Origin of the sequence: Pseudoclavibacter chungangensis (assembly GCF_013410545.1) — a bacterium.
GTDB lineage: Bacteria > Actinomycetota > Actinomycetes > Actinomycetales > Microbacteriaceae > Pseudoclavibacter > Pseudoclavibacter chungangensis.
Map to the genome: position 1 here is coordinate 1298916 of NZ_JACCFV010000001.1, position 20307 is coordinate 1319222.

General features: G+C 72.1%; 15 protein-coding genes. 12 read left to right on the forward strand and 3 right to left on the reverse strand.

All coding sequences use genetic code 11. From position 1 onward, the window contains the following. Window positions 1-32 precede the first annotated feature (32 nt). Together HNR16_RS05835 and HNR16_RS05840 are read right to left on the reverse strand one after the other, a co-directional pair. Window positions 33-1625 (reverse strand): GMC family oxidoreductase, encoded by a 1593-nt coding sequence (locus HNR16_RS05835; protein WP_158040904.1) that lies wholly within the window; start codon window positions 1623-1625, stop codon window positions 33-35. Between the two features lie 42 nt (window positions 1626-1667). Next, window positions 1668-3458 (reverse strand): aldehyde dehydrogenase family protein, encoded by a 1791-nt coding sequence (locus HNR16_RS05840; RefSeq protein WP_225737888.1) that lies wholly within the window; start codon window positions 3456-3458, stop codon window positions 1668-1670. A gap of 227 nt (window positions 3459-3685) precedes the next feature. On the opposite strand from HNR16_RS05840, the gene HNR16_RS05845 reads away from it, so the two are divergent. The 10 genes from HNR16_RS05845 (at window position 3686) to HNR16_RS05890 (ending at window position 17776) form a co-directional block, all read left to right on the forward strand. Further along, window positions 3686-3901: an RsbRD N-terminal domain-containing protein gene (locus HNR16_RS05845; protein ID WP_158040905.1), complete on the forward strand. Its 216-nt coding sequence runs from the start codon at window positions 3686-3688 to the stop codon at window positions 3899-3901. 69 nt (window positions 3902-3970) lie between these two features. After that, on the forward strand, window positions 3971-4774 hold the full coding sequence (locus HNR16_RS05850) for a helix-turn-helix domain-containing protein (protein WP_179558127.1): 804 nt from the start codon (window positions 3971-3973) through the stop codon (window positions 4772-4774). Between the two features lie 160 nt (window positions 4775-4934). After that, window positions 4935-5915, forward strand: a complete 981-nt coding sequence (locus tag HNR16_RS05855; RefSeq protein ID WP_338109149.1) for an arsenic resistance protein — start codon at window positions 4935-4937, stop codon at window positions 5913-5915. 63 nt (window positions 5916-5978) lie between these two features. Then, entirely contained in the window at window positions 5979-6641 is a 663-nt protein-coding gene (locus HNR16_RS05860) for a hypothetical protein (RefSeq protein ID WP_158040908.1), read from the forward strand. 92 nt (window positions 6642-6733) lie between these two features. Next, entirely contained in the window at window positions 6734-6991 is a 258-nt protein-coding gene (locus HNR16_RS05865) for a DUF7218 family protein (RefSeq protein WP_158040909.1), read from the forward strand. Window positions 6992-7021: 30 nt separating this feature from the next. Continuing rightward, on the forward strand, window positions 7022-7783 hold the full coding sequence (locus tag HNR16_RS05870; protein WP_225737889.1) for a formylglycine-generating enzyme family protein: 762 nt from the start codon (window positions 7022-7024) through the stop codon (window positions 7781-7783). 135 nt (window positions 7784-7918) lie between these two features. Next, entirely contained in the window at window positions 7919-9367 is a 1449-nt protein-coding gene (gene cls, locus HNR16_RS05875; protein WP_158040910.1) for a cardiolipin synthase, read from the forward strand. 188 nt (window positions 9368-9555) lie between these two features. Further along, window positions 9556-15081, forward strand: coding sequence for a glutamate synthase-related protein (locus HNR16_RS05880; RefSeq protein ID WP_158040911.1), 5526 nt, complete (start codon window positions 9556-9558; stop codon window positions 15079-15081). Next, complete coding sequence (locus tag HNR16_RS05885; RefSeq protein WP_158040912.1) at window positions 15078-16865, forward strand: diflavin oxidoreductase; 1788 nt, start codon at window positions 15078-15080, stop codon at window positions 16863-16865. Before HNR16_RS05880 ends, HNR16_RS05885 begins: the two co-directional genes overlap by 4 nt. 95 nt (window positions 16866-16960) lie before the next feature. Then, on the forward strand, window positions 16961-17776 hold the full coding sequence (locus HNR16_RS05890; protein WP_179558128.1) for a hypothetical protein: 816 nt from the start codon (window positions 16961-16963) through the stop codon (window positions 17774-17776). A 4-nt stretch (window positions 17777-17780) separates the two neighbouring features. On the opposite strand, the gene HNR16_RS05895 is transcribed toward HNR16_RS05890, so the two are convergent. Further along, a complete protein-coding gene (locus tag HNR16_RS05895; protein WP_158040914.1) occupies window positions 17781-18212 on the reverse strand; it encodes a hypothetical protein in 432 nt (143 codons plus the stop codon). Window positions 18213-18366: 154 nt separating this feature from the next. Here HNR16_RS05895 and HNR16_RS18765 point away from each other — a divergent pair, with 154 nt between their 5' ends. Both HNR16_RS18765 and HNR16_RS05905 read left to right on the forward strand, forming a co-directional pair. Continuing rightward, entirely contained in the window at window positions 18367-19572 is a 1206-nt protein-coding gene (locus HNR16_RS18765; RefSeq protein WP_179558129.1) for a sensor histidine kinase, read from the forward strand. Continuing rightward, window positions 19569-20243 carry a response regulator gene (locus HNR16_RS05905; protein WP_158040916.1) on the forward strand — a complete coding sequence of 225 codons (675 nt, stop codon included), beginning with the start codon at window positions 19569-19571 and terminating at the stop codon, window positions 20241-20243. Before HNR16_RS18765 ends, HNR16_RS05905 begins: the two co-directional genes overlap by 4 nt. Window positions 20244-20307 lie beyond the last annotated feature (64 nt).

Genomic DNA, 20307 nt, shown 5'->3' on the forward strand with positions numbered 1-20307 from the left:
TTCGGGACGACCGCGGCGTGCGGGCGCCGTCGTCAGGCACGGTGGGCGAGTGACGCGGGGTCGGTGTCGAGCACGAGCCGCGCGGCCTGCTCGCCGATCACGACGCTCGGTGCGTGCGTGTGACCGCGGATGATCTCGGGCATGACGGACGCGTCCGCGACGCGGAGCCCCGTGACCCCACGCACCCGCAGCTCGGGGTCGACGACCGACGCGGCGTCGGACCCCATCCGGGCGGTCGACGTCGGGTGGTAGAGCGTGTGCGAGCACTGGTCGAGCGCGGCCACGAGCCGGTCCTCGGGGGACAGTCGTTCGCCGCCGTCCGGTGCGATGTAGCCGGGACGCAGCGAGCCCGCGAGCACGGGAGAGCTCAGGATCCGATCGACGATGCCGAGGCCCGCGAGCATGCGGGCGCGGTCCGCCCCCGCCTCGTCCGAGAGGTACGCGGGATCGATGACGGGGTGTTCGACCGGATCGGCGCTTGCGAGGGTGATGCTCCCGCGGCTCTCGGGCTGGAGGAGGACGGTGCCGACGCTGAGCCCGTGACCCGGGATCCCGTGGAGTCCCTCGCGGGTGTAGGCGGCGGGTGCCACGAGGATCTCGAGGTCGGGCTCCGCGAGCGACGCGTCGGAGCGGACGAACCCGTAGCCCTCGGCGACGTTCGAGGTGAGCATGCCCTTGCGCGCGAGGAGGTAGCGCGCCAGTTGTGCCGGTGTCTCGGCCGAGTAGAGCGTGCCGGGCTCCGAGTGACGGACGAGCAGTGAAGCGAGGTGATCGCGCAGGTTGCGGCCGACCTCGGGCGAGGCCGCGACGACGGGGATCCCGAGCGCAGCGAGCTGCTCGGGGTCGCCGATGCCCGAGAGCAGCAGGAGTTGCGGGGTGTTCACGGCGCCGCCCGCGAGGATCACCTCGGCGCTCGCGTGCGCGATGCGCGTCCGGCCGCCGTGGCGGTACTCGACACCGACGGCCCTCGTGCCGTCGAAGCGGATGCGCGTGACGTGCGCATCGGTGCGGACGTCGAGGTTCGGTCGGGAGGCGAGCACGGGCTGGACGTAGGAGCGGTGTGCGTTCCACCGATCGCCCTTGCGCTGCGTGACGCGCGTGCGCGTGAATCCGTCGGAGGCGGGGAGATTCGGCTCCTCGAGCCGGTAGCCCGCTTCCTGGACCGCCTCGAGGAGCGTGCCCGTCTGCGGACGGGGGTCGCGCTGCTCCGAGACGGGAACGAGCGTGTCGCGGAACAGCGGTTCGAGCGACGACCAGGACCACCGTGGCCCGGCGAGCTCGGCCCCCCGGTCGTAGTCGGCGGCGAATCCGATGACCCACATCATCGCGTTGAGCGACGAGGAGCCGCCGAGCACCTTGCCCCGGGGCCAGAAGATCGTCCGGCCGTCGAGGCCCGGTTGCGGCTCGGTGCGGTAGTTCCAGTCGACGTCGGTCGTGAACAGTTTCGAGAACGCCGCGGGGATCGTGATCTCCTTGCGGCGGTCGCTCCCGCCGGCCTCGAGGACGAGGACCTGGCGGGTGGGGTCGGCGCTGAGGCGGTTGGCGAGGACCGAGCCCGCCGAACCGGAGCCGACCACGATGTAGTCGACGCGTTCGCCCGCGGATCCGTCTGTGGAGGTGTGCATCGTCGCTCTCCTTCGAGCAGGTGGGTGGAACCGATGGGTGCGTCAGGCGCGGAACGCGGACGCGAAGATCGCGGGCAGCTTCTGCCAGGCGGGCTTCGTCGCGAAGCCGCTCAGCAGACGGCCCGTGCGGGCCGCCGAGCGTGCGGTGACGAACCACGGCGGCTTCGGGAACAGCGAGAACTCGCCGCCGGCGACGGAACGCGGGAACGGGCGGAACGGGCCGCGCACGACGGTGCGTTCGACGTCGTCGAGGAGCAGCGCGTTGTGCACGACACCGACGCCGCTTCCGACATCGGCGAGGCTCCCGCCGGGGAAGGCACCCCAGGAGGCGCGCGAAGTGAGGAAGCCGAGGCCGGTCCAGGCGTTGACGGCGATCGTGCCGTAGCGCAGCGCGGTGAGGGCACGGCCGAACCTCGCCGCTCCGATGCGTCGGAGGGTCGCGGGGTCGATGACGATGTTCGCACCGAGCGTGCCCGCCAGGCGATCGTTCGCGGCGGACACCGCGGCATCGAGGAACGTCGCGTCGACGCCGGGGAGTTCGACGACGCCGAGCACGGGAGCGAACAGCTCGGTGCGCTCGAGCCACTCGAGCGTCGCGGGGTCGTCGGTATCGATGAGGACGCGCGGACTCGTCGCGGGGCCGAGTGACGCCGCACCGTCCCGCCGGGCGCTCGCGGTGACACGTTCGGCCGCGCCCGGGTACCAGACCGGTCGGGCCGGCGCACGGTCGATCGCGGTGCGCAACTCACGGAGGAACGCCTCGCGCTGGGGCCAATCGGCGGAGACGACGACGACCTGGCCCGCGATGCAGTTGTGGCCCGCGTTGTGGAGCCGCATCGTCGCGATGTGCTCCGCCTGGAACCGGAGGTCGGCGTGCGACCAGCGACCCGGCACGACGATCACGGGGGAGACGCCGCCGAGCTCGCTCGAGATGGGAACGCGCAGGCGAGGAGTGCCCTCCGCCCGTCGGCGCACCGCCTCCTCGCCACTTCCCCACACGATCGCGTCGTGGGTCGCGGCGCTCCCCGTGATGTGCACGTGGTCGATGCCGTCGTGTTCGACGAGCGCGGCACCGACGTCGGCGCCACCCGAGACGAAGCGCAGCACCCCCGCGGCGACGAGTGGTTCGAGGCCGGCCTCGAGGACGGGGCGGAGTCGTTCGAGCGTCGGATTGAGCTTGAGGACGACGCCGCGTCCGCGTGCGACGAGTTCCCACAGCACGTCGAGCGGGGCGATGGAGGTGATGTTGCCGGCACCGAGCACCACGCCGACCCCGGGCGTCGGATCGACGGCGCCGAGGCCGGCGCGACGGACCACCTCGTCGGCGCTCACGTGCGGCGTCGTCCACACCTCGCCCGAGAACCCGTGCAACAGCACGCCCTCGATCGCGGCGTGGGGGAGGACGCGGATGCGGGAGCGTCCGTCGGGCCCCGGTCGGATCCGTGCGTCGGCCGCGGGACTGCGACAGGCGGCGAGCTCGGCGAGGGAGTGCGCGAGCGCACCGGCACCTGAGATCGTCGCGTACGGGCCCGAGATCCACTCCTCGCCGACGAGCGGCGAGTCCGCCTCGATGCCCTTGATGTCGCACGCGATCTCGACCCATCGTCGCGCGACCGAACCGAGCGAACGGTGCACCGCCGCGATGATGCTCGCGCGCGCCTCGAGCGAGAGCGTCGCCCAGCGCTCGGACCCGGCCCGGACGCGGGTGATGGCGGCATCCATCGACGCGTGCACGTCGGCGTCGAGCTCCGGCGGTGCGGTGTGCCCGATCGGCGATGTGCGTCGGTCCGATGTGGACCGGTCGAGGGACGAGGGTGCGTTCGAGTTGCTCACGGGATCTCCATCGATCGGTGGGCCGGTCGACGGGTGGGCGAGGTCGTCCGCACAGTCTGCGGGATCCAGCCGACGTGCGACACGGACCCCGGCTCGGGATCGTTTGTGCCACGGTACAAATCGGCGGCGCGGCCGCGTATCGTGGGCGCAAGACGACGACGTCTTCCGCACTGCGCGCCACGGTTCCGCGAGCGACGCTCCAACGCGTCCGCGATCGCTCGGAGAGCATGTCGGCCCGCATCGTCGACCAGATCGTGGAGCAGGAGCACGCGTACGCGACGTCGCCGCTCGCGGCCGATGCGCTCGGTGAGATCGTGCGCGAGAACGTCGAGGCCCTCCGCCACGAACTCGGCGGCGGCCGGGGGAGTCTCGAGCCGGCTCGGCGCGCGGGCCGGATGAAGGCCGAGGCCGGGATTCCCGTCGCGAGTCTGCTGCACGCCTAGCGACTCGCCGGTCTCAAGGCGCTCCGGACCGTCACCGACGAGGCGGCGAGGTTCGGCGAGACGGCGATCGTGCTCGATACGGTCGAGTCGCTGTGGGCGATCCTCGACCGGTTCTCGAACGCCGCGTCCGACGAGTACCGTGCGGTCGTGGAGGCGCTCCGGCGGCGGCAGGACGAGTCCCGTCGCGCCGCCCTGCTCGCCCTGCTCGAGGGCAGCGACGCGGCCGGTAACGCCGCCCGGCTCGACCTCCCGCCCACGGGCGCGTTCGTCGTCGTGGCCGCGCGCGTCGCCGCGAGCGCCGAGAGCGGTGATCCTGTCGCACCGGCCGTCCTCCGTTCGTGCGGTGCGGGTGCCGTGTGGGCGTCGTCGCCCGCGGGTCGCATCGGCCTCGTCAATGCGCACGCGACCGCAGATCTCGAGGCGCTGCTCGTGCGGCTCGACGCCGACCCGGGGACGGCGATCGGCATCAGCCGGGTCTTCGACCGTCCCGCGGGCGCCGTCACCGCCGGCCGCCAGGCCCGCCTCGCCCTCCTCGCGCTCGGCGGTGGCGGCGGGGTGCGCAGGTTCGAGAGCCGGCCGGTCGACGTGTTGCTCGTGTCGGAGCCCGCATCGGCCACGGTACTGCGCGATCTCGTGCTCGGGAACGTGCTCCGCTTGCGGGACGACGACGCCGAGAAGCTCCTGTCGACCTTCGAGGCGTGGATCGCGTCGGACGGCTCCGCGGCGGCCGCGGGGGAGGCGCTGCACTGTCATCGCAATTCGGTGCTGTACCGCCTGCAGCGGCTCGAGTCGCTCTCGGGTCGTCGCGTCCGCAGCCCCCTCGAGCTGGCGGAACTCGTCGCCGCGGTGCGCGCCCATCGCCTCGTCGGCTGATCGTCGCCCGACGCCGACGCCGACGCCGACGCCGATCCACGTCCCGATCCCGGCCACGTCCACGGCGTGATCACCGTGCCGCACCCCGTGCCCCGTCGTCCGCGGAAGAATGGTCGCGTCCGCACGAGGGCGGATTCCGGGACGAACGAGGCGGTGGACGGTGGTCGTGGCCTGGATGGAGCGGTACCAACTCCCGCTCTACGTCGGCGCCCTGCTGCTCGGCGCGGTCGTCGGCCTCGTCGTGCCGGCCGCCGGTGCCGTGGCCGTGCACGCGGTCGAGCCGTGCCTCGCGCTGCTCCTGTACGTCACGTTCCTCGGCATCCCGATGCGTCGTCTCGGCGCCGCACTGCGCGACGCGCGCTTCGTGGGGAGCCTGCTCGTCCTCAACTTCCTGCTCGTGCCGCCCCTCGCCTGGCTCCTCTCGCGTCTCGTCGCGCACGACGAGGCACTCCTCGTCGGGGTGCTGTTCGTGCTGCTCACCCCGTGCATCGACTACGTGATCGTGTTCGCGGGCATCGCCGGTGGTGATGCGCGGCGATTGCTCGCTGCGGCGCCGCTGCTCATGGTCGTCCAGGCGCTCCTGCTGCCCGTCTTCCTGTTCCTGTTCGTCGGGCCCGACACCGCGTCCGCCGTGGAGCCCGGCCCGTTCCTCCGCGCGTTGCTCGTCATCGTGCTGCTGCCGCTCGTCGCGGCCTGGCTCACCCAGCTCGTCGCACCCAGGTTCGGGTTCGAGGCCGCCGTCGAGCGGTCCGCGAACGCGGCGATGGTGCCGCTCATGATGGTGACGCTCGCGATCGTCGTGGCGTCGCAGATCGCGGGCGTCGGGACGGAGCTCGGCGCGCTCGCGCTCGCCGTCCCCGTCTTCGTGCTGTTCGTCGCGGTCGCACTGCCGCTCGGAATGCTCGTCGGGCGGGTCGCGCGCATCGACGTCGCCGGACGTCGGGCACTGGTGTTCAGCGGGGCGACGCGGAACTCGCTCGTGGTGCTGCCGCTCGCGCTCACCCTGCCCGACCGGTTCGCGCTCGCGCCGCTCGTCGTCGTCACACAGACGCTCGTCGAGCTCGGCGCGATGGTGCTCCTCGTCCGTATCGTGCCGCTGCTCGTCCGGGACGCTCGTCCCGGGATCGAACGGGCCGGTTGACGCGCTCGCGCCGTCGTGCGTCGCACCCACGGGCCCTCCACGTCCGCTCGCTAGGGTGGGCCGATGTTCCGCAACGAGCGCCGCCGTCGTGCGGTCGCCCGCGCGAGACCGGGCGACGGGCACGAACTGGCCCGGTACCGATGGTGGCAACCCTTCTCGCGATCCCTGTTCCACCTCGATCTCGCGGGCGCCGACGGCAGCGTGCATCGCTGGTCCGTCGACGTCGGCCACGCGGGTGACGAGAACGGCGACGTCCTCGCCAAGCTCTATCTCGACGGTCGCAATCGTTCGGTGTCGACACTGCCCGCCGCGTTCGAGGTGCCGGGCGGGGTCATCGAGGTCGCGACGAGCGGGTACGGGCTCAAGCGCTGTCACTTCGTCCCGGACGCCGGGCCGGAGCGTCAGCTCGTACCCGAGGAGCATTCCGCCGAGGGCCGCCGGGCGGCGCTCGCGCGACGGAGCCCGGGCACGAGTCGCGTGATCGGTGCGGTCTCGGTCGTGGTGCTGCTCGTCGCGCTCGTGCTCGGCGTCCCGCAGGTCGTGGCGGACATCACCCAGATCCCGTGGGTGGCCGAGCGCGTCGGCACGTTCGTCTCGCCCATCCGTCTGCCCGGCTGGGCGAACGTGGGGCTCGTCGTCGGCGCGCTCGTCGCGAGCACCGAACGCGCGCTGCGGCTCCGGCACAGTCGCGTGCTCGACAGCGGCCTGTTCGACGGCGAGGACTGAGACCCGCGGACAGGCGACGTTCGGGTGGTTCGGCGAGCCTTGGGACGACGGCGCGCAGCGGCGTGCCGGACGACGACACCGGGAGGCACGGGATGGCACGGCCCAGCATCAAGGACGAGGACGTCTACCGCGCCCTTCGCGAGGAGGGAGCGTCGGAGGGGAAGTCGGCGCGCATCGCGAACGCGGCGGCGCGCGACGGTCGGCAGGCGGTCGGTCGGCGCGGCGGCGAGTCGCGCTCCTACGAGGAGTGGACGGTGCCGGAGCTGCGCGCCCGTGCGAAGGAGCTCGGGCTGACGGGGTACTCGCGATTGCGGAAGGACGAGCTCGTCCGCGCGCTGCGCGAGGACTGACCCGGCGTCGCGGCGTGCGAGACTGCCGCCGTGGACGACATCGAGATGCGCCGGATCGACGCCGGGACGATCACCCTGCGCGATGCGCGACGTTCCACGACGCGACGCGTCGACCTGGAGCCGTTCGAGATCGGGGTGTTCGCCGTGACCGAGGAACAGCTCGGCGAACTGCTCGGGATCACGGCGCACCATCCCCGCCGACCTGCGGTGGACGTCCCCTGGCTCCGGGCCGTTCGCTGTTGCAACGCCGCCTCGGAGTGGGAGGGGCTCGATCCCGTGTACCGCTTCGACGGTGACGAGGTCACGTGGCTCGTCGACGCCGACGGATACCGACTCCCCACCGAGGCGGAGTGGGAGTTCGCGTGCCGGGCGGGATCGACGGGCCCGCACCACGGGCCGCTCGACGAGGTCGCCTGGACGAGCGCCGACGGGCTCACCGAGCCGCAGGACGTCGGCACGCGCATGCCGAACCTCAACGGGCTGTTCGACACGCTCGGCAATGTGTGGGAATGGTGCTGGGATCACCTCGACCCCGCCCGCTACGGCGACTACCGCGTGTTCCGCGGCGGCGGTTTCGCGGACGAGTCGTGGAGCGTGCGGGCCTCCGTCCGTCGGGGCGGTGCACCCCGCATGCACCACGAGGACGTCGGCTTCCGCTTCGCGCGGGGCGCGATCGATCCGGGTGTCGACGACACGGGCCTCGCGGCGGCGCAGGGCTGGTCCGAGCGGGCCGACCGCGAACGCGCCGGCGCCGCGGGGCCGCTCCCACCCGGCTGGACGCCGCGCCGCTGAGCACCCGGCACGGGTACTGCGGGCCGTCGGCGCGTTGCGGGGGCGATCCGCCGCTTGCATACTGGTCGGGTGCGGCGCCGCGACGTCGCGCCGTGCCCCACCGTCCGCCGGAGACACGCGAACGTCGGAGGCAGCATGTGGAACTGGGGCCAATCGGGGGCCGAGTTCGTGCTCGCGCTCGTCGTGTTCCTCCTGCACATCGCCGTCATCTGCCGGGCGATCACGAAACCCGATCGAGCGCCCGCGTCGCGCGTGGCCTGGGTGGCGTGCATCATGCTCGTCCCGGTCCTCGGCATCCTCGCCTACGCCCTGCTCGGCGAGACGAGCATCGGGCGCGACCGTGAACGCCGCTTCCGTGCGGCCGAGGAGGGGCTGGCCGAGCCCGAGCAGGCAGCCGACGCGCCCGCGTCGCTCGACCCGACCGAGCGGTCCCTGTTCGACCTGACCCGATCGATCAACGGGTTCGGCCCGACCGCCGGGAACCGCGTCGTCCTCACGGCCGGGTCGGACGCCGCGATCGAGGACCTCGTCGCCGACATCGACCGCGCCCGCGAGACGGTGCACATCAGCTTCTACATCTGGCTCGACGACGGGAACGGCGGACGCGTCGTCGACGCGCTCGTCGCCGCCGCAGCGCGCGGGGTGACCTGCCGCGTGCTCGTCGACGCGCTCGGCTCGCGCGCCTTCATCGCCTCGCCGCAGTGGGAGCGCATGCGCGACGCGGGCGTCCACGCGGTCGCCGCGCTCGACGACATCCCGCGCCTCGGCCACCTCGCGATCGGCCGCATCGACCTGCGCAACCACCGCAAGATCGTCGTCGTCGACGACGAGATCGCCTACTGCGGGAGCCAGAACTGCGCCGATCCGGCGTTTCGCGTCAAGCCGCGCTTCGCGCCCTGGGTCGACGTCTTCTTCCGCTGCGAGGGCCCGATCGTCGCGCAATTGCAATGGCTGTTCCTCGCCTCCTGGATCGCCGAGACCGACGAGGCCCCGCCGGGCGACCACGTCCGATCGGTCGATCCCGTGCCGGACGGCACCGTCGTCGGAGCCGTGTTCGGCACGGGGCCGACCCAACGACCCGGTGCGATGTCCGACGAGTTCGTCGCGACCGTCTTCGCCTCCCGCCGCGAGCTCACGATCACGACGCCGTACTTCGTGCCGGACGAGCCGTTGCTCGAGGCCATCTGCGCGGCACCGCGGCGGGGCGTGCGCACCGTGGTCGTCATCCCGGCGCACAACGACTCCTGGTTCGTCGCGAACGCCGCGCGCAGCACCTACTCCGATCTGCTCGAGGCGGGCGTCGAACTGTACGAGTACCCGCTCGGACTCCTCCACAGCAAGACGATCACGGTGGACGGACGGATCGAGCTCGTCGGCTCCGCGAACATGGATCGCCGGAGCCTCGAGCTCAACGAGGAGAACAATCTGCTCGCGGTCGACGAGGGTCTCGCGGCGGCGGTGCGCACGCGACAGCAGACGTACCTCGACGCCTCGAACCGCGTCGATCCCGCCGCCGTCGCGGCGTGGAGCTTCCCACGCCGACTCGTGCAGAACGGCATCTCCATGATCGCGCCGCTTCTCTGATCGAGCGTCGAGCGACGCATCCTCGCGCGAACGTGAACATCGGTCGCGAACCGGGCATTGCGCACAGGTAAGCCTAACCTCATAAATGTCGAGCCGAGTCGGCACCGGGAACGAGCCCGGCGCCGTTCACGTCACCCAACCCGCTGGAGGACTTGCCGCACAGGCCGTCACGAACACCCGGAGCCGCCATGAACGAACCCCGTCTGGGCCTCTACGACCCCACCGCCGAGCACAGCGCGTGCGGCGTCGGATTCATCACGAGGAAGAGCGGGGTTCCCGATCACGACGTCATACGTCGCGGTCACCAGGCACTGTGCGCGATCCCGCACCGTGGCGGCATGTCCTCCGAGGGCGTCGGCGACGGTGCGGGCGTCAGCATCGACCTCTCGGCCTCGTTCTTCGGCGCACTCGTCGGTCGCGAACTCGCCGCCGGTCGCTTCGGGGTCTGCAACGTGTTCCTGCCCGACGAGGAGTCGGAGCACGAGGACGCGCGCCGCCTCGTCCGTGAGACGCTGACCGCCGCGGGCCTCACGGTCGAGCTCGAACGCGAGCTGCCGGTCGACGATCGCGTCATCCGAGCCGCGGCGGTCCGCTACCAGAAGGCGATCGTCCAGTGGGTGTTCACGGGGCCCGCGGCGTGGCAGCGAGCCGACCTCGACCGCGCCGCCAACCGCGCCCTCCTGGAGATCGAGCAGCACGCGTACGGCCGGCCGGAGCTGACGGGCCTCTACCCGCTCTCGCTCGGCACGCGCACCCAGGTGCTCAAGGGCCGCCTCAACGCGAACGAAGTGATCCCGTACTTCGTCGACCTCCTCGACGAGCGCCACACCGTGCGCACCCTCTACTTCCACACGCGGTTCTCGACGAACACGGAACCGCGGCCGAGCATGGCGCAGCCGTTCCGCCTCATGGCACACAACGGCGAACTCAACACCGACCGCAAGAACCGGCTGTCCGACGAGACCCTCGCGCGCGCCCGCTCGCGCGACATCGTGCGACCCCCGGGACAATCCGACTCGAGCCGCCTCGACCAGACACTCCAGAGCCGCGTCTTCGACGACGGACTCGACCTCGTCGAGGCCGTCGTCGCGCTCATGCCGCCCGCGTGGGAGAACGACACCGAGCTGCCGAGCCCCGTGCGCGACATGCTCGAGTTCTTCTCGCTCTACGAGGAGAAGAACGACGGCCCGGCCGCACTCATCTTCAGCGACGGCGACGTCATCGGCGCGCGCCTCGACCGCCTCGGGCTGCGCCCGCTACGCACGACCGAGACGGACGACTACCTCATGGTCAGCTCCGAGTCGGGGCAGCTCGGCGTGCCCGCGGCCGAGGTGATCCGTCGCGGTCGCATCGAGGCCGGCGGCATGCTCCACTTCGATCACCGCACGGGTCGCGCGTACCGCACGGGCGAGACGCTCGAGCTGCTCGCCGCGCGGCGCGATTACGGGACGCTGCTCGGGGACGCGCGCCGCCACATCGACGACATCCCCCTCGGCGACCTCGAACGCGGGCACGACACGCTCGGGTACGACGGCGATCTCGCCCTCGCGAGGCGCTACGTCGCCTACGCGATCAATCAGGAGAGCTTCCGGTTCATGATGGACCCGATGCTCGCCGACGGTGCCGAGCGCATCTCCGCGATGGGGTACGGCAACGCGATCAACGCGCTCGCCGACCAGGAGGGCGGCATGGCGAAGTACTTCTCGCAGCGCTTCGCCCAGGTCACGAACCCGCCGCTCGACAGCATCCGCGAGGCCGACGGCATGACGTTCCGCGTCGCACTCGGTGCCAAGCCGGGCAGCGGTGCGCCGCCGTCGCGGCAGATCGTCGTCGACAGCCCGATCCTCAGCCACCTCGACATGGTGCGGCTCCGCGAGCAGGAGGTCTCGCCGCTGCGCCGCTTCGACCTGCTGTACGTGCCCGTGCCGGGCGACGAGTCGGCGAATGCCGCGGCCGTTCTCCGTGCCCTCGACGCGCTGTGCGACGAGGTCGAGGCGTTCGCGTCCGAACTCGGTGGCATCGCCGTGCTCACCGATCGCGGCATCACGAGCGAATACGCCCCGCTCCCGCTGCTCCTCGCCGTCGCCGCGGTCGACCAGCGACTCATCGAGACCGGCCTTCGCCTGCGCGTATCGCTCGTCGCGGAGAGCGGGCAGCTGCCGAGCTCGCACCACATCGCCGCCGCGCTCGGCTTCGGCGCGAGCGCCGTCTACAGCCTGAGCGCGCGCCTCCGCGCGGAGGAGAAGTACCCGAGCCCGACCGGCCCCGCGCAGACGGAGACCGACACCGACCTCGCGTTCGCCCGCTTCCGCAAGGCGGCGCTCAAGTCGCTCGCGAAGACGATGGGTCGCGTCGGCCTCTGCACCGTCGAGAGCTACATCGGCGGCGCGTTCTTCGAGCCGAACTACCTCGACACGCGTGATCCCGTGCTCGCGCGCTGCTTCCCCCACCTGCTCGCACCCGTCGGTGGCGTCGGCTTCGCGCGCATCGCGCAGGCGACGACCGAGTGGCACGACCGCGCCCGCACCGTCGCGTCCGAACAGCAGATCCCACTGCTCGGACTCTTCAAGGAGCGGCAGGAGGGTGCGGGCCACTCGTTCGGCGCGACCGCGGTGCGCGGATTCACCGCGATGACGGAGGAACGCCCGACGTTCGCCCCTGCGGGCGAGGGGGACGACGCGCTGCGCCTGCTCACCCTCGGCCAGCTCGGCGACGCGTTCGGCCTCGACGACGAGGCGTACCAGAACGCCGGCTACGACGAGCTCGAACCCGAGCAGATCGACGCGTTCCGCATCACGCCCGGCTACCGGGACTTCGTGTCGGACACGGAGGCCGAGCGCGCCCGCCGACCGTCCGCACTGCGCGACGTGCTCTCGCTCCCCGCCGATGCGCGGGGCCTCCGGACCGCCGAGGACTTCGAACGCGAACTCGGCCGGTTCTCGCCCTTCGGCAACATCGACATCAAGGTGCGCGGCATGTCCGTCGGGCTCGGCGACCCGCTCGCAGACCTGCCGGGGCGGCACGCGACCCTCCGCCTCGACGACCCGTCCGCCGAGCGCGTCGGTGCCCTCGCCGGTTGGCTCGGCGAGCGGTTCCCCGGCGACGCGCACGAGCTCCGGACGACCGTCGACGGCGTCGCGCTGCGGGCGACCGGCGCCCTCGAACACCTGCTGTCGCTCTTCGCCCCGGCCCCCGAGGCCGTCGCGCTCGACGAGGTCCAGCCCGCCCACGAGATCACCCGCACGCTCGCCTCGGGGGCCATGAGCCACGGTGCGCTCGTCGCGACGGCCCACGAGTCCGTCGCGCACGGCACGAACATGGTCGGTGGCATGTCGAACTGCGGCGAGGGCGGCGAGCACTTCACGCGAGCCGGCACGATCCGAGGTTCGCGCATCAAGCAGTTCGCGTCCGGCCGCTTCGGCATCTGGGCCGGCTACCTCGCCGACCCCCAGCTCCAGGAGCTCGAGATCAAGATCGGCCAGGGCGCGAAGCCGGGGGAGGGCGGCCAGCTCCCCGCACCCAAGGTGACGGTCGACATCGCCGCGGCCCGTGGCGGTACACCGGGCGTCGAGCTCGTCTCCCCGCCGCCGCACCACGACACCTACTCGATCGAGGACCTCGCGCAGCTCATCCACGACTGCAAGGCGGCGCGCGTCCGCGTCATCGTCAAGCTCGTCTCATCCGAGGGCATCGGCACGATCGCCGTCGGCGTCGCGAAGGCGGGGGCCGACGTGATCAACGTCGCAGGCAACACGGGAGGAACCGGCGCGGCAGCGGTCACGAGCCTCAAGTACGCGGGCCGCTCGGCCGAGATCGGCGTCGCGGAGGTGCACCAGGCACTTCTCGCGAACGGCCTGCGACGCAAGGTCACGCTGCGCTGCTCGGGTGCGCACCAGACGGGTCGTGACGTCGTCGTCTCGGCGCTCCTCGGCGGCGACAGCTTCGAGTTCGGGACGACCGCGCTCATGATGCTCAAGTGCGTCATGGCGAAGAACTGCAACATCAAGTGCCCCGCCAGGCTCACGACGAACCCCGAGGTCTTCGACGGTGACCCGCGAGCCCTCGCGCAGTACCTGCTGAACATCGCGCACGACGTGCGGGAACTCCTCGCCCACCTCGGCCTGCGGTCGTTGCGCGAGGCGAGGGGGCGCAGCGATCTGCTGCAATTGCTCGACCACCCCTCGAGCGTCGGCTCGCTCGACGTCCGGGCCATGCTCCAGTCGGTGCCCGAGAAGGTCGTCACGGACCCCGTCTACCTCGAGAAGCACTTCGCGACCGACGACGCGCTGCTCGAGCGGTTCCGTGCGCTGCTCGTCGACGGCCGGGGGACCGACATGCGGATCGACGACGTCGAGCTCCGCAACAGCGACAAGTCGGTCGGCGGCCAGTTCTCGATCGACGTCGAACGACTCCTCAACCACGAACTCGACGCGACGATCGTCGACGCGATGCCCGCGACGATCCGTGACGACCGCGGGCGGGCCAGGCTCGGTGACGGGGCCGTGCACGTGCGCACGCACGGCTCGGCGGGCCAGTCCTACGGCGCGTTCTGCAACGACGGCGTCGTCCTCGAGCACGCCGGCACCGCGAACGACGGCGTCGCGAAGAGCCAGTCCGGCGGCACCGTCACGGTGCGCTCCGCGGGCGGCGGCGCCGACGAGGCCGGTGGGAACGTCCTCATCGGTAACTTCGCGCTGTTCGGCGCCACGGGCGGTCGACTGTTCGTGCAGGGCGAGGCGGGCGACCGCTTCGCGGTGCGCAACTCGGGGGCCTCGGCGGTCGTCGAGGGCGTCGGCGAGTTCGCGTGCGAGTACATGACGAACGGCGCCGTGCTCAATCTCGGCGAGGTCGGCAAGGGATTCGGCAACGGCATGAGCGGTGGCTTCGCCTACCAGTACGACCCGCACGGTCGACTGCCCGGCATGGTGAGCGGCGATTCGCTCCTGCTGTTCCCCATCACCGACACGGCCCACGGCGCCTTCCACGAGCAGGCCGTCCGTCAGCTGCTCGGCTGGCACCTCGAGGCGACCGGCTCGCCGCTCGCGGCCCGCATCCTCGACGAGTGGGCGACCGAGCACGAGCACATCGTGTGCGGCATGCCGCGCGCGTTGCTCCTCTACCAGGACGCCGACGAGATCCTCGCGGCGAAGAGCCGCAAGGAGCTGCTCGACGAGCTCGCCACCTCGATCGCGGTCGACCGACTCCGCGCGTTCAAGCACGACTGGCGCGATCGCCGCACGCTGCACGGTGGGCGCGCGCCGCGGCTCGGGGAGCGCGGTGACATGTTCGCGCTCCTGTCGTCGTACACCGTGCTCGCCGCCGCCCGCGAGGTCGCCGCGGAGCGCGTACCCGAGGCGAACGGCCCGGACGACCTGCGCGTGCAGGCCATGGCGCGACGGCTCATCATGACCGAGGACTTCTTCGTGCGTCAGCGCGTGCAACGGCACCTGCGGGAGGCGCTCGACCGCTTCGAGGACGCGGAGCTCGCGGGGTTCATCGCGGCCAAGCGTCTCGACGATTACAAGCGTTCGCTCGCGCTCCGCAACGTGCGCGGCATCGACGCGCCCGGGACGTACGGCTGGATCCTGCACCAGGACCGCAAGAACGCCGCGTTGACGCGTGAGGCGCGCTTCGACGAGCTCATCGCCACCTCCGCGCTCGACGACCTCGCCACGCAGGTCGCGAGCGAGCGCCCCGAAGGGATCGTCGCATGAGCGAACTCGTGTGGGACCAGGCGCTCGGCGCACCTCCAGCTACCCTCGACCCGATCTTCGCCGACGCGCCGTTCTCGGCGGAGCAGCGGGCCTGGCTGAGCGGCTTCCTCGCCGGGATCGCGGCGGGGAAGGCCGCGAGCGGTCCGACGACCACCGCCACACTGACGGTGCAGGTGCTCTACGGTACCCAGACCGGCAACTCCCTCGAACTCGCCGAAACGGCGGCCGGCGCCCTGCGCGGGAGCGGCCTCGGCGCCGAGCTCCGGGAGCTCGACGCCGTGAGCCCCGGCGATCTCGCCGCCGCGAGCCACGTCCTCGTCATCACCTCCACGTACGGCGAGGGCGAGATGCCCGACAACGCGGAACTGTTCTGGGACGCGCTCGCCGGCGAGGCGGCGCCCCGACTCGAACAACTGTCGTTCTCGGTCCTCGCGCTCGGCGACTCCGGGTACGACGACTTCTGCCAGGCCGGCAAGCTCATCGACCTGCGCCTCGAACAGCTCGGTGCGACCCGCATCGAGCCCCGCGTGGACTGCGACGTCGACTTCGACGGGCCCGCCGCCGGGTGGACCGAACGCGTCACGGCCGCCCTCGTCGCGCTCGCGCCCGCGGGCACCGCGGCCGCGCCGCAGTCGTCACCCACCGCGGTACCGGCCCGGCCCCGATCCCGCTGGAATCGCAACACGCCCTCCGCGTCCCGGCTCGCCGTCAACCGGGTCGTGTCCGGGCCCGGCAGCGCGAAGGAGATCCGCCACTTCGAGTTCGACCTCGGCGACAGCGACATCGGGTACTCGGCCGGTGACGCGCTCGCCGTCGTGCCGCGCAACGATCCCGGCCTCGTCGGCGCCCTGCTCGAACGCCTCGGCATCGACCCCGAGGACGACGTCGACGGTGTCCCCGTGGAGCAGCGGTTGCACGCCGAGTGGGAGATCCGCACGCCCTCGAAAGATCTCGTGGCGGGTCTCGCCGAACGCGCGCCCGCGAGCGAACTCGCGAGCATGGTCCGCCGCGACGACCGCGAGACACTCGACTCGTGGCTCTGGGGCCGCGACGTTCTCGACCTGCTCGAGGAGACCGGTGTCCGGCTCACCGCCGACGAACTCGGTGGCCTGCTGCGACCGCTGCAGGCACGCCAGTACTCGATCTCGTCGAGCCCGCTCCACAGCCCCGACCGCATCCACCTCACGATCGCGTCGGTGCGGCACGCCGGCCCCGGGGGATCGAGCCGCGTGCGCGGCGGCGTGTGTTCGACGTTCCTCGCCGACCGGTGCGGCGACGACGGGGCCGTCGGCATCTTCCCCCAGCCGAATCACGCGTTCTCGGTGCCGGAGGACCCCTCGACCCCGATCATCATGATCGGCCCCGGGACGGGTATCGCGCCGTTCAGGGGCTTCCTGCAGGAGCGCGCCGCGTCCGGCGCGACGGGCGGCAACTGGCTCTTCTTCGGCGACCAGCACCGCGCGAGCGACTTCATCTACGAGGACGAGCTCACGGACTACCGCGAACGCGGGCTGCTGACGCGACTCGACCTCGCGTTCTCGCGCGACCAGACGGACAAGATCTACGTCCAGACGCGCATGCGCGAGGCGGCGACCGAGCTGTACCGCTGGGTGGACGAGGGCGCCTACCTCTACGTGTGCGGCGACGCGTCGCGCATGGCGAAGGACGTCGATCGAGCGCTCCACGACGTGGTCGAGTCGGTGCGCGGTCTCGGCGACGACGACGCCGCCGAGTACGTGGCCGCACTCAAACGCGAGAAGCGATACGTGAGGGACGTGTACTGATGGCCGAGCCGCGGGAGCACCGGGGGAGGGGACAGCCGTCAGGAGTCGAGGGCGGGTGCGGCTGCCGCCACGCCGTCCGGGCGTCCGCGGGTGCCGTGTCGACCCTGCTGCCGACGCTCGATCACGTGCTCGCGGTCACGCGCGGTCGCTGGGCGATGCTCGCTGCGGCGGGCCGCTACGCCGTGCCGAGCGTCCGTGGGAACGCGTTCGGGCCGGTGTCCGGACGGACGGTGCTCCGCCTCGATCCGGAGCGCCTCACGGTGGTCCACGAGTCGTGTCCCGGCGAATCGACGCTCTCGTTCGAGGCCACGACCGCGCACACGTCGCACCGTGTCCTCGCCCGGACGGCCGTCGATCGGCTCGTCCTCGACGGGCTCGCGCGACCCGATGCGTTCGACGGCTCGCCGGCGTGCGCCGCGGCCGCACCGGCGCCGCACTGGCGTGCGGGTGACCAGCTCGCACAGCTCGACGCGGGGCTCGCGGGTGAGGGACGTGAGCGGCGACGCGCGCTCACGGACGACGACGCGCCGCTCGCACGCCGATTCGACGATCGCCTCGTGCCCGAGATCCTCGAGCACCTGTGCGCGACCGGCGTCCCGATCGGGGTCGCCGTGTTCGCGCCCGGTGTCGTCCAGCTCGAGACGGGCGTGGTGCACGCGACGTCCGCGGATGAATCGGGCACGCTCACGACCAGGGTCGGCGACGCGACGCTCCGGGTCGCGCTCCCCGCGGTGCGTGACGGGCTGCTCGTCACGACGCACGGCCCTCACGGCCCGACGAGCGCCCTCGAACTGCACGACGACGACGGCGACGTCGTCGCGATGCTCGGACAGTTCGGTCTCGTCCATCCCGAGGTGCATCGCATGTGGGCGCACCTCACGGCATCGCTGCCGGCGGCCGAGCGCGGCTGATCGATCAGGGACGTCCGGCATCCGCCGGCCGCGTCGCCCCGCGCGCAGGCCACAAGCGCCGCACGAGGAGCGCGAGGCCGCCCGCGACGAGCCCCCACACCGCCCCCGTCAGGAGCACGGGCCCTATCGCGATCGGATTCGCGAGCGGGCCCGCGAGTTCGCCGTCGATGATCGGCGAGAGGACACCGCTCAGCAGGATGGCGAGGACGCCGTAGGCGAGCCCGGCGAGCACGAGGGTCAGCAGGGGCTGCGGTGCGCGACCGCGCCCGACGACGATCGCCCACACGAGTGTGATGACGACGGTCAGCCCGATCGGCAGCGCGGGGCCCGTCTCGACCCCGAGCACGGTCAGGACGATTCGAACAGCCGGGCGCACGAGGCCGATGAGTGCGAGGAGGACGACGAGGAGCGGACTGACGGAGCGCAGGCGATTCATGCTCGAGACGCTATGCGGGGCCCCGGGCCGAGCGGATCCGTCGTGCGACCCGATCCCGGTCGCGTCTCGACGACGCGCGGTGTCGTCGGGAGGCGACCGGTTCGACCGCCGGGAGGCCGACGGCGGCCACGGTCGTGCCTCGTACGCTGGAGGTGTGAAGCAGTGGTTCGATCGCGACGGACGCGACGGCGCGGTCGAGGCCCGTCGCCACGGGACGACGCGGCGCGATGTCGCCCTCGCCGTGCTCGTGACGCTCGTGCTCGCCGCCGTCATCGCGCTCTCGGCCGCGGGTTCCCGCACCGCCCCGCCTCCGCTCGCGTTCGTGTTCGCGCTCGGGTTCGGCGCCGTCCTCCTCGCGCGCCGCCGGTTCCCGGTGCTCGTGCTCGCCGTGAGCGTGCTCGCGACCTTCGGGTACTACACCCTCGGTCTGCCGACGATCGGCGTCGCACTGCCCGTCGTCGCCGCGCTCGGTTCGGCGGCCGAGCGTGGCCGGACCGCGTGGGCCATCGGGGCCGGCGTCCTCGTGTTCCTCGTCGCGCTCGCGTTCCGCCTGCGCGACGACCCGCTTCCACTCGGCGCCCTGCTCGGACCGGACGCGATGTCGAACATCGCGCTGCTCGCGGCGGGGATCGCGATCGGGGCCCTCGTGCGTGAACGACGGACGGGTCGTGCGCAACAGCGGCGCATCGCCCTGCTCCGGCAGGAGCAGGCCGAGCGGGAGAGCGCGGCCCGGGTGCAACTCGAACGCGAAGAGCTCTCGCGAGAGCTGCACGACACGATCGGACACGCGCTCTCGGTCATCGCCCTGCACGCGGGCGTCGGCGCGGAGTCGCTCGGTCGGGACGGGAGCGCCGCCGAGGCGGCGTTCGATCGGATCAGAACGCAGAGCACCGCCTCGCTCGACGAACTGCGGACGATGGTTCGCGTCCTCCGCTCCGGCGGCGGGCCGTCACCGGAGCGACGCATCGCCTCGCTCGCGGACGCCCCGCTGCTCGTCGAGCGGGCGAGGGCCACCGGTCTGGCCGTGGAGGCATCGATCGACCTCGACGGTGCGGTGCTCACGTCGGGTGTCGAGGCGGCCGCCTACCGCGTGCTCCAGGAGTCGCTCACGAACGTCCTGCGTCATGCGTGCGCCTCGCGGGTCGAGGTCCGTGTGCGGGTCGAGGACCGCGGGCTCGTCGTCCTGGTCGCCGACGACGGCCGAGGCCCCACCGACGAGGGCGACGACGGGTTCGGCGTCGTCGGCATGACCGAGCGGGTGCGGCTGCTCGGCGGCTCTCTCACGACGCGCCGCGGAACGGACGGCGGAACGGTCGTCGAGGCACGACTGCCGAGCGCTCCGCACGGGGACGACGCATGATCCGCGTCGTGATCGTCGACGACCAGGCGCTCGTCCGGACGGGGCTGCGCATGCTGCTGGAGCACGATTCCGACATCGAGGTGGTCGGCGAGGCCGCGGACGGCGGACGCGGCGTCGACCTCGTGCGCTCGTCGCACCCCGACATCGTGCTCATGGACATCCGGATGCCGCACCTCGACGGTATCGCCGCCACGTCGGCCATCGTCGCGGAGGAGGCCCTGGACGACGTGCGCGTCGTCGTGCTCACGACCTTCGACGACGACGAGGACGTGCTCGCGGCGGTCCGCGCGGGCGCCGTCGGTTACCTGTTGAAGGACGTCGCACCCGACGCACTGCGGGACGCGGTGCGGACGGTCGCGGAGGGAGGCTCGCTGCTCTCGCCCGCGATCGCGGCCACGGTCATGCGCCAGCTCGGCGACCGCCTCGGCGCCTCGGTGCGGCCCGAACTGCTCGAACCGCTCACGGAGCGCGAGCGAGAGGTGCTCGCAGCGATCGCCCGCGGACGGTCGAACGACGAGATCGGACGCGAGCTGCACCTCAGCCCCGCCACGGCACGGACCTACGTGGGGCGTCTGCTCACGAAACTCGGGGTGCGCGACCGCGCCCAGCTCGTCGTGCTCGGCTACGAATCCGGGCTCGTGGTGCCGGGCGACCGACGCGACGGGACCTGAGCCGAACCGCAGCCGCCACTCGTCCGACTTGATCCTGCCGCACATGCGGCCGTATGGTCTCGTT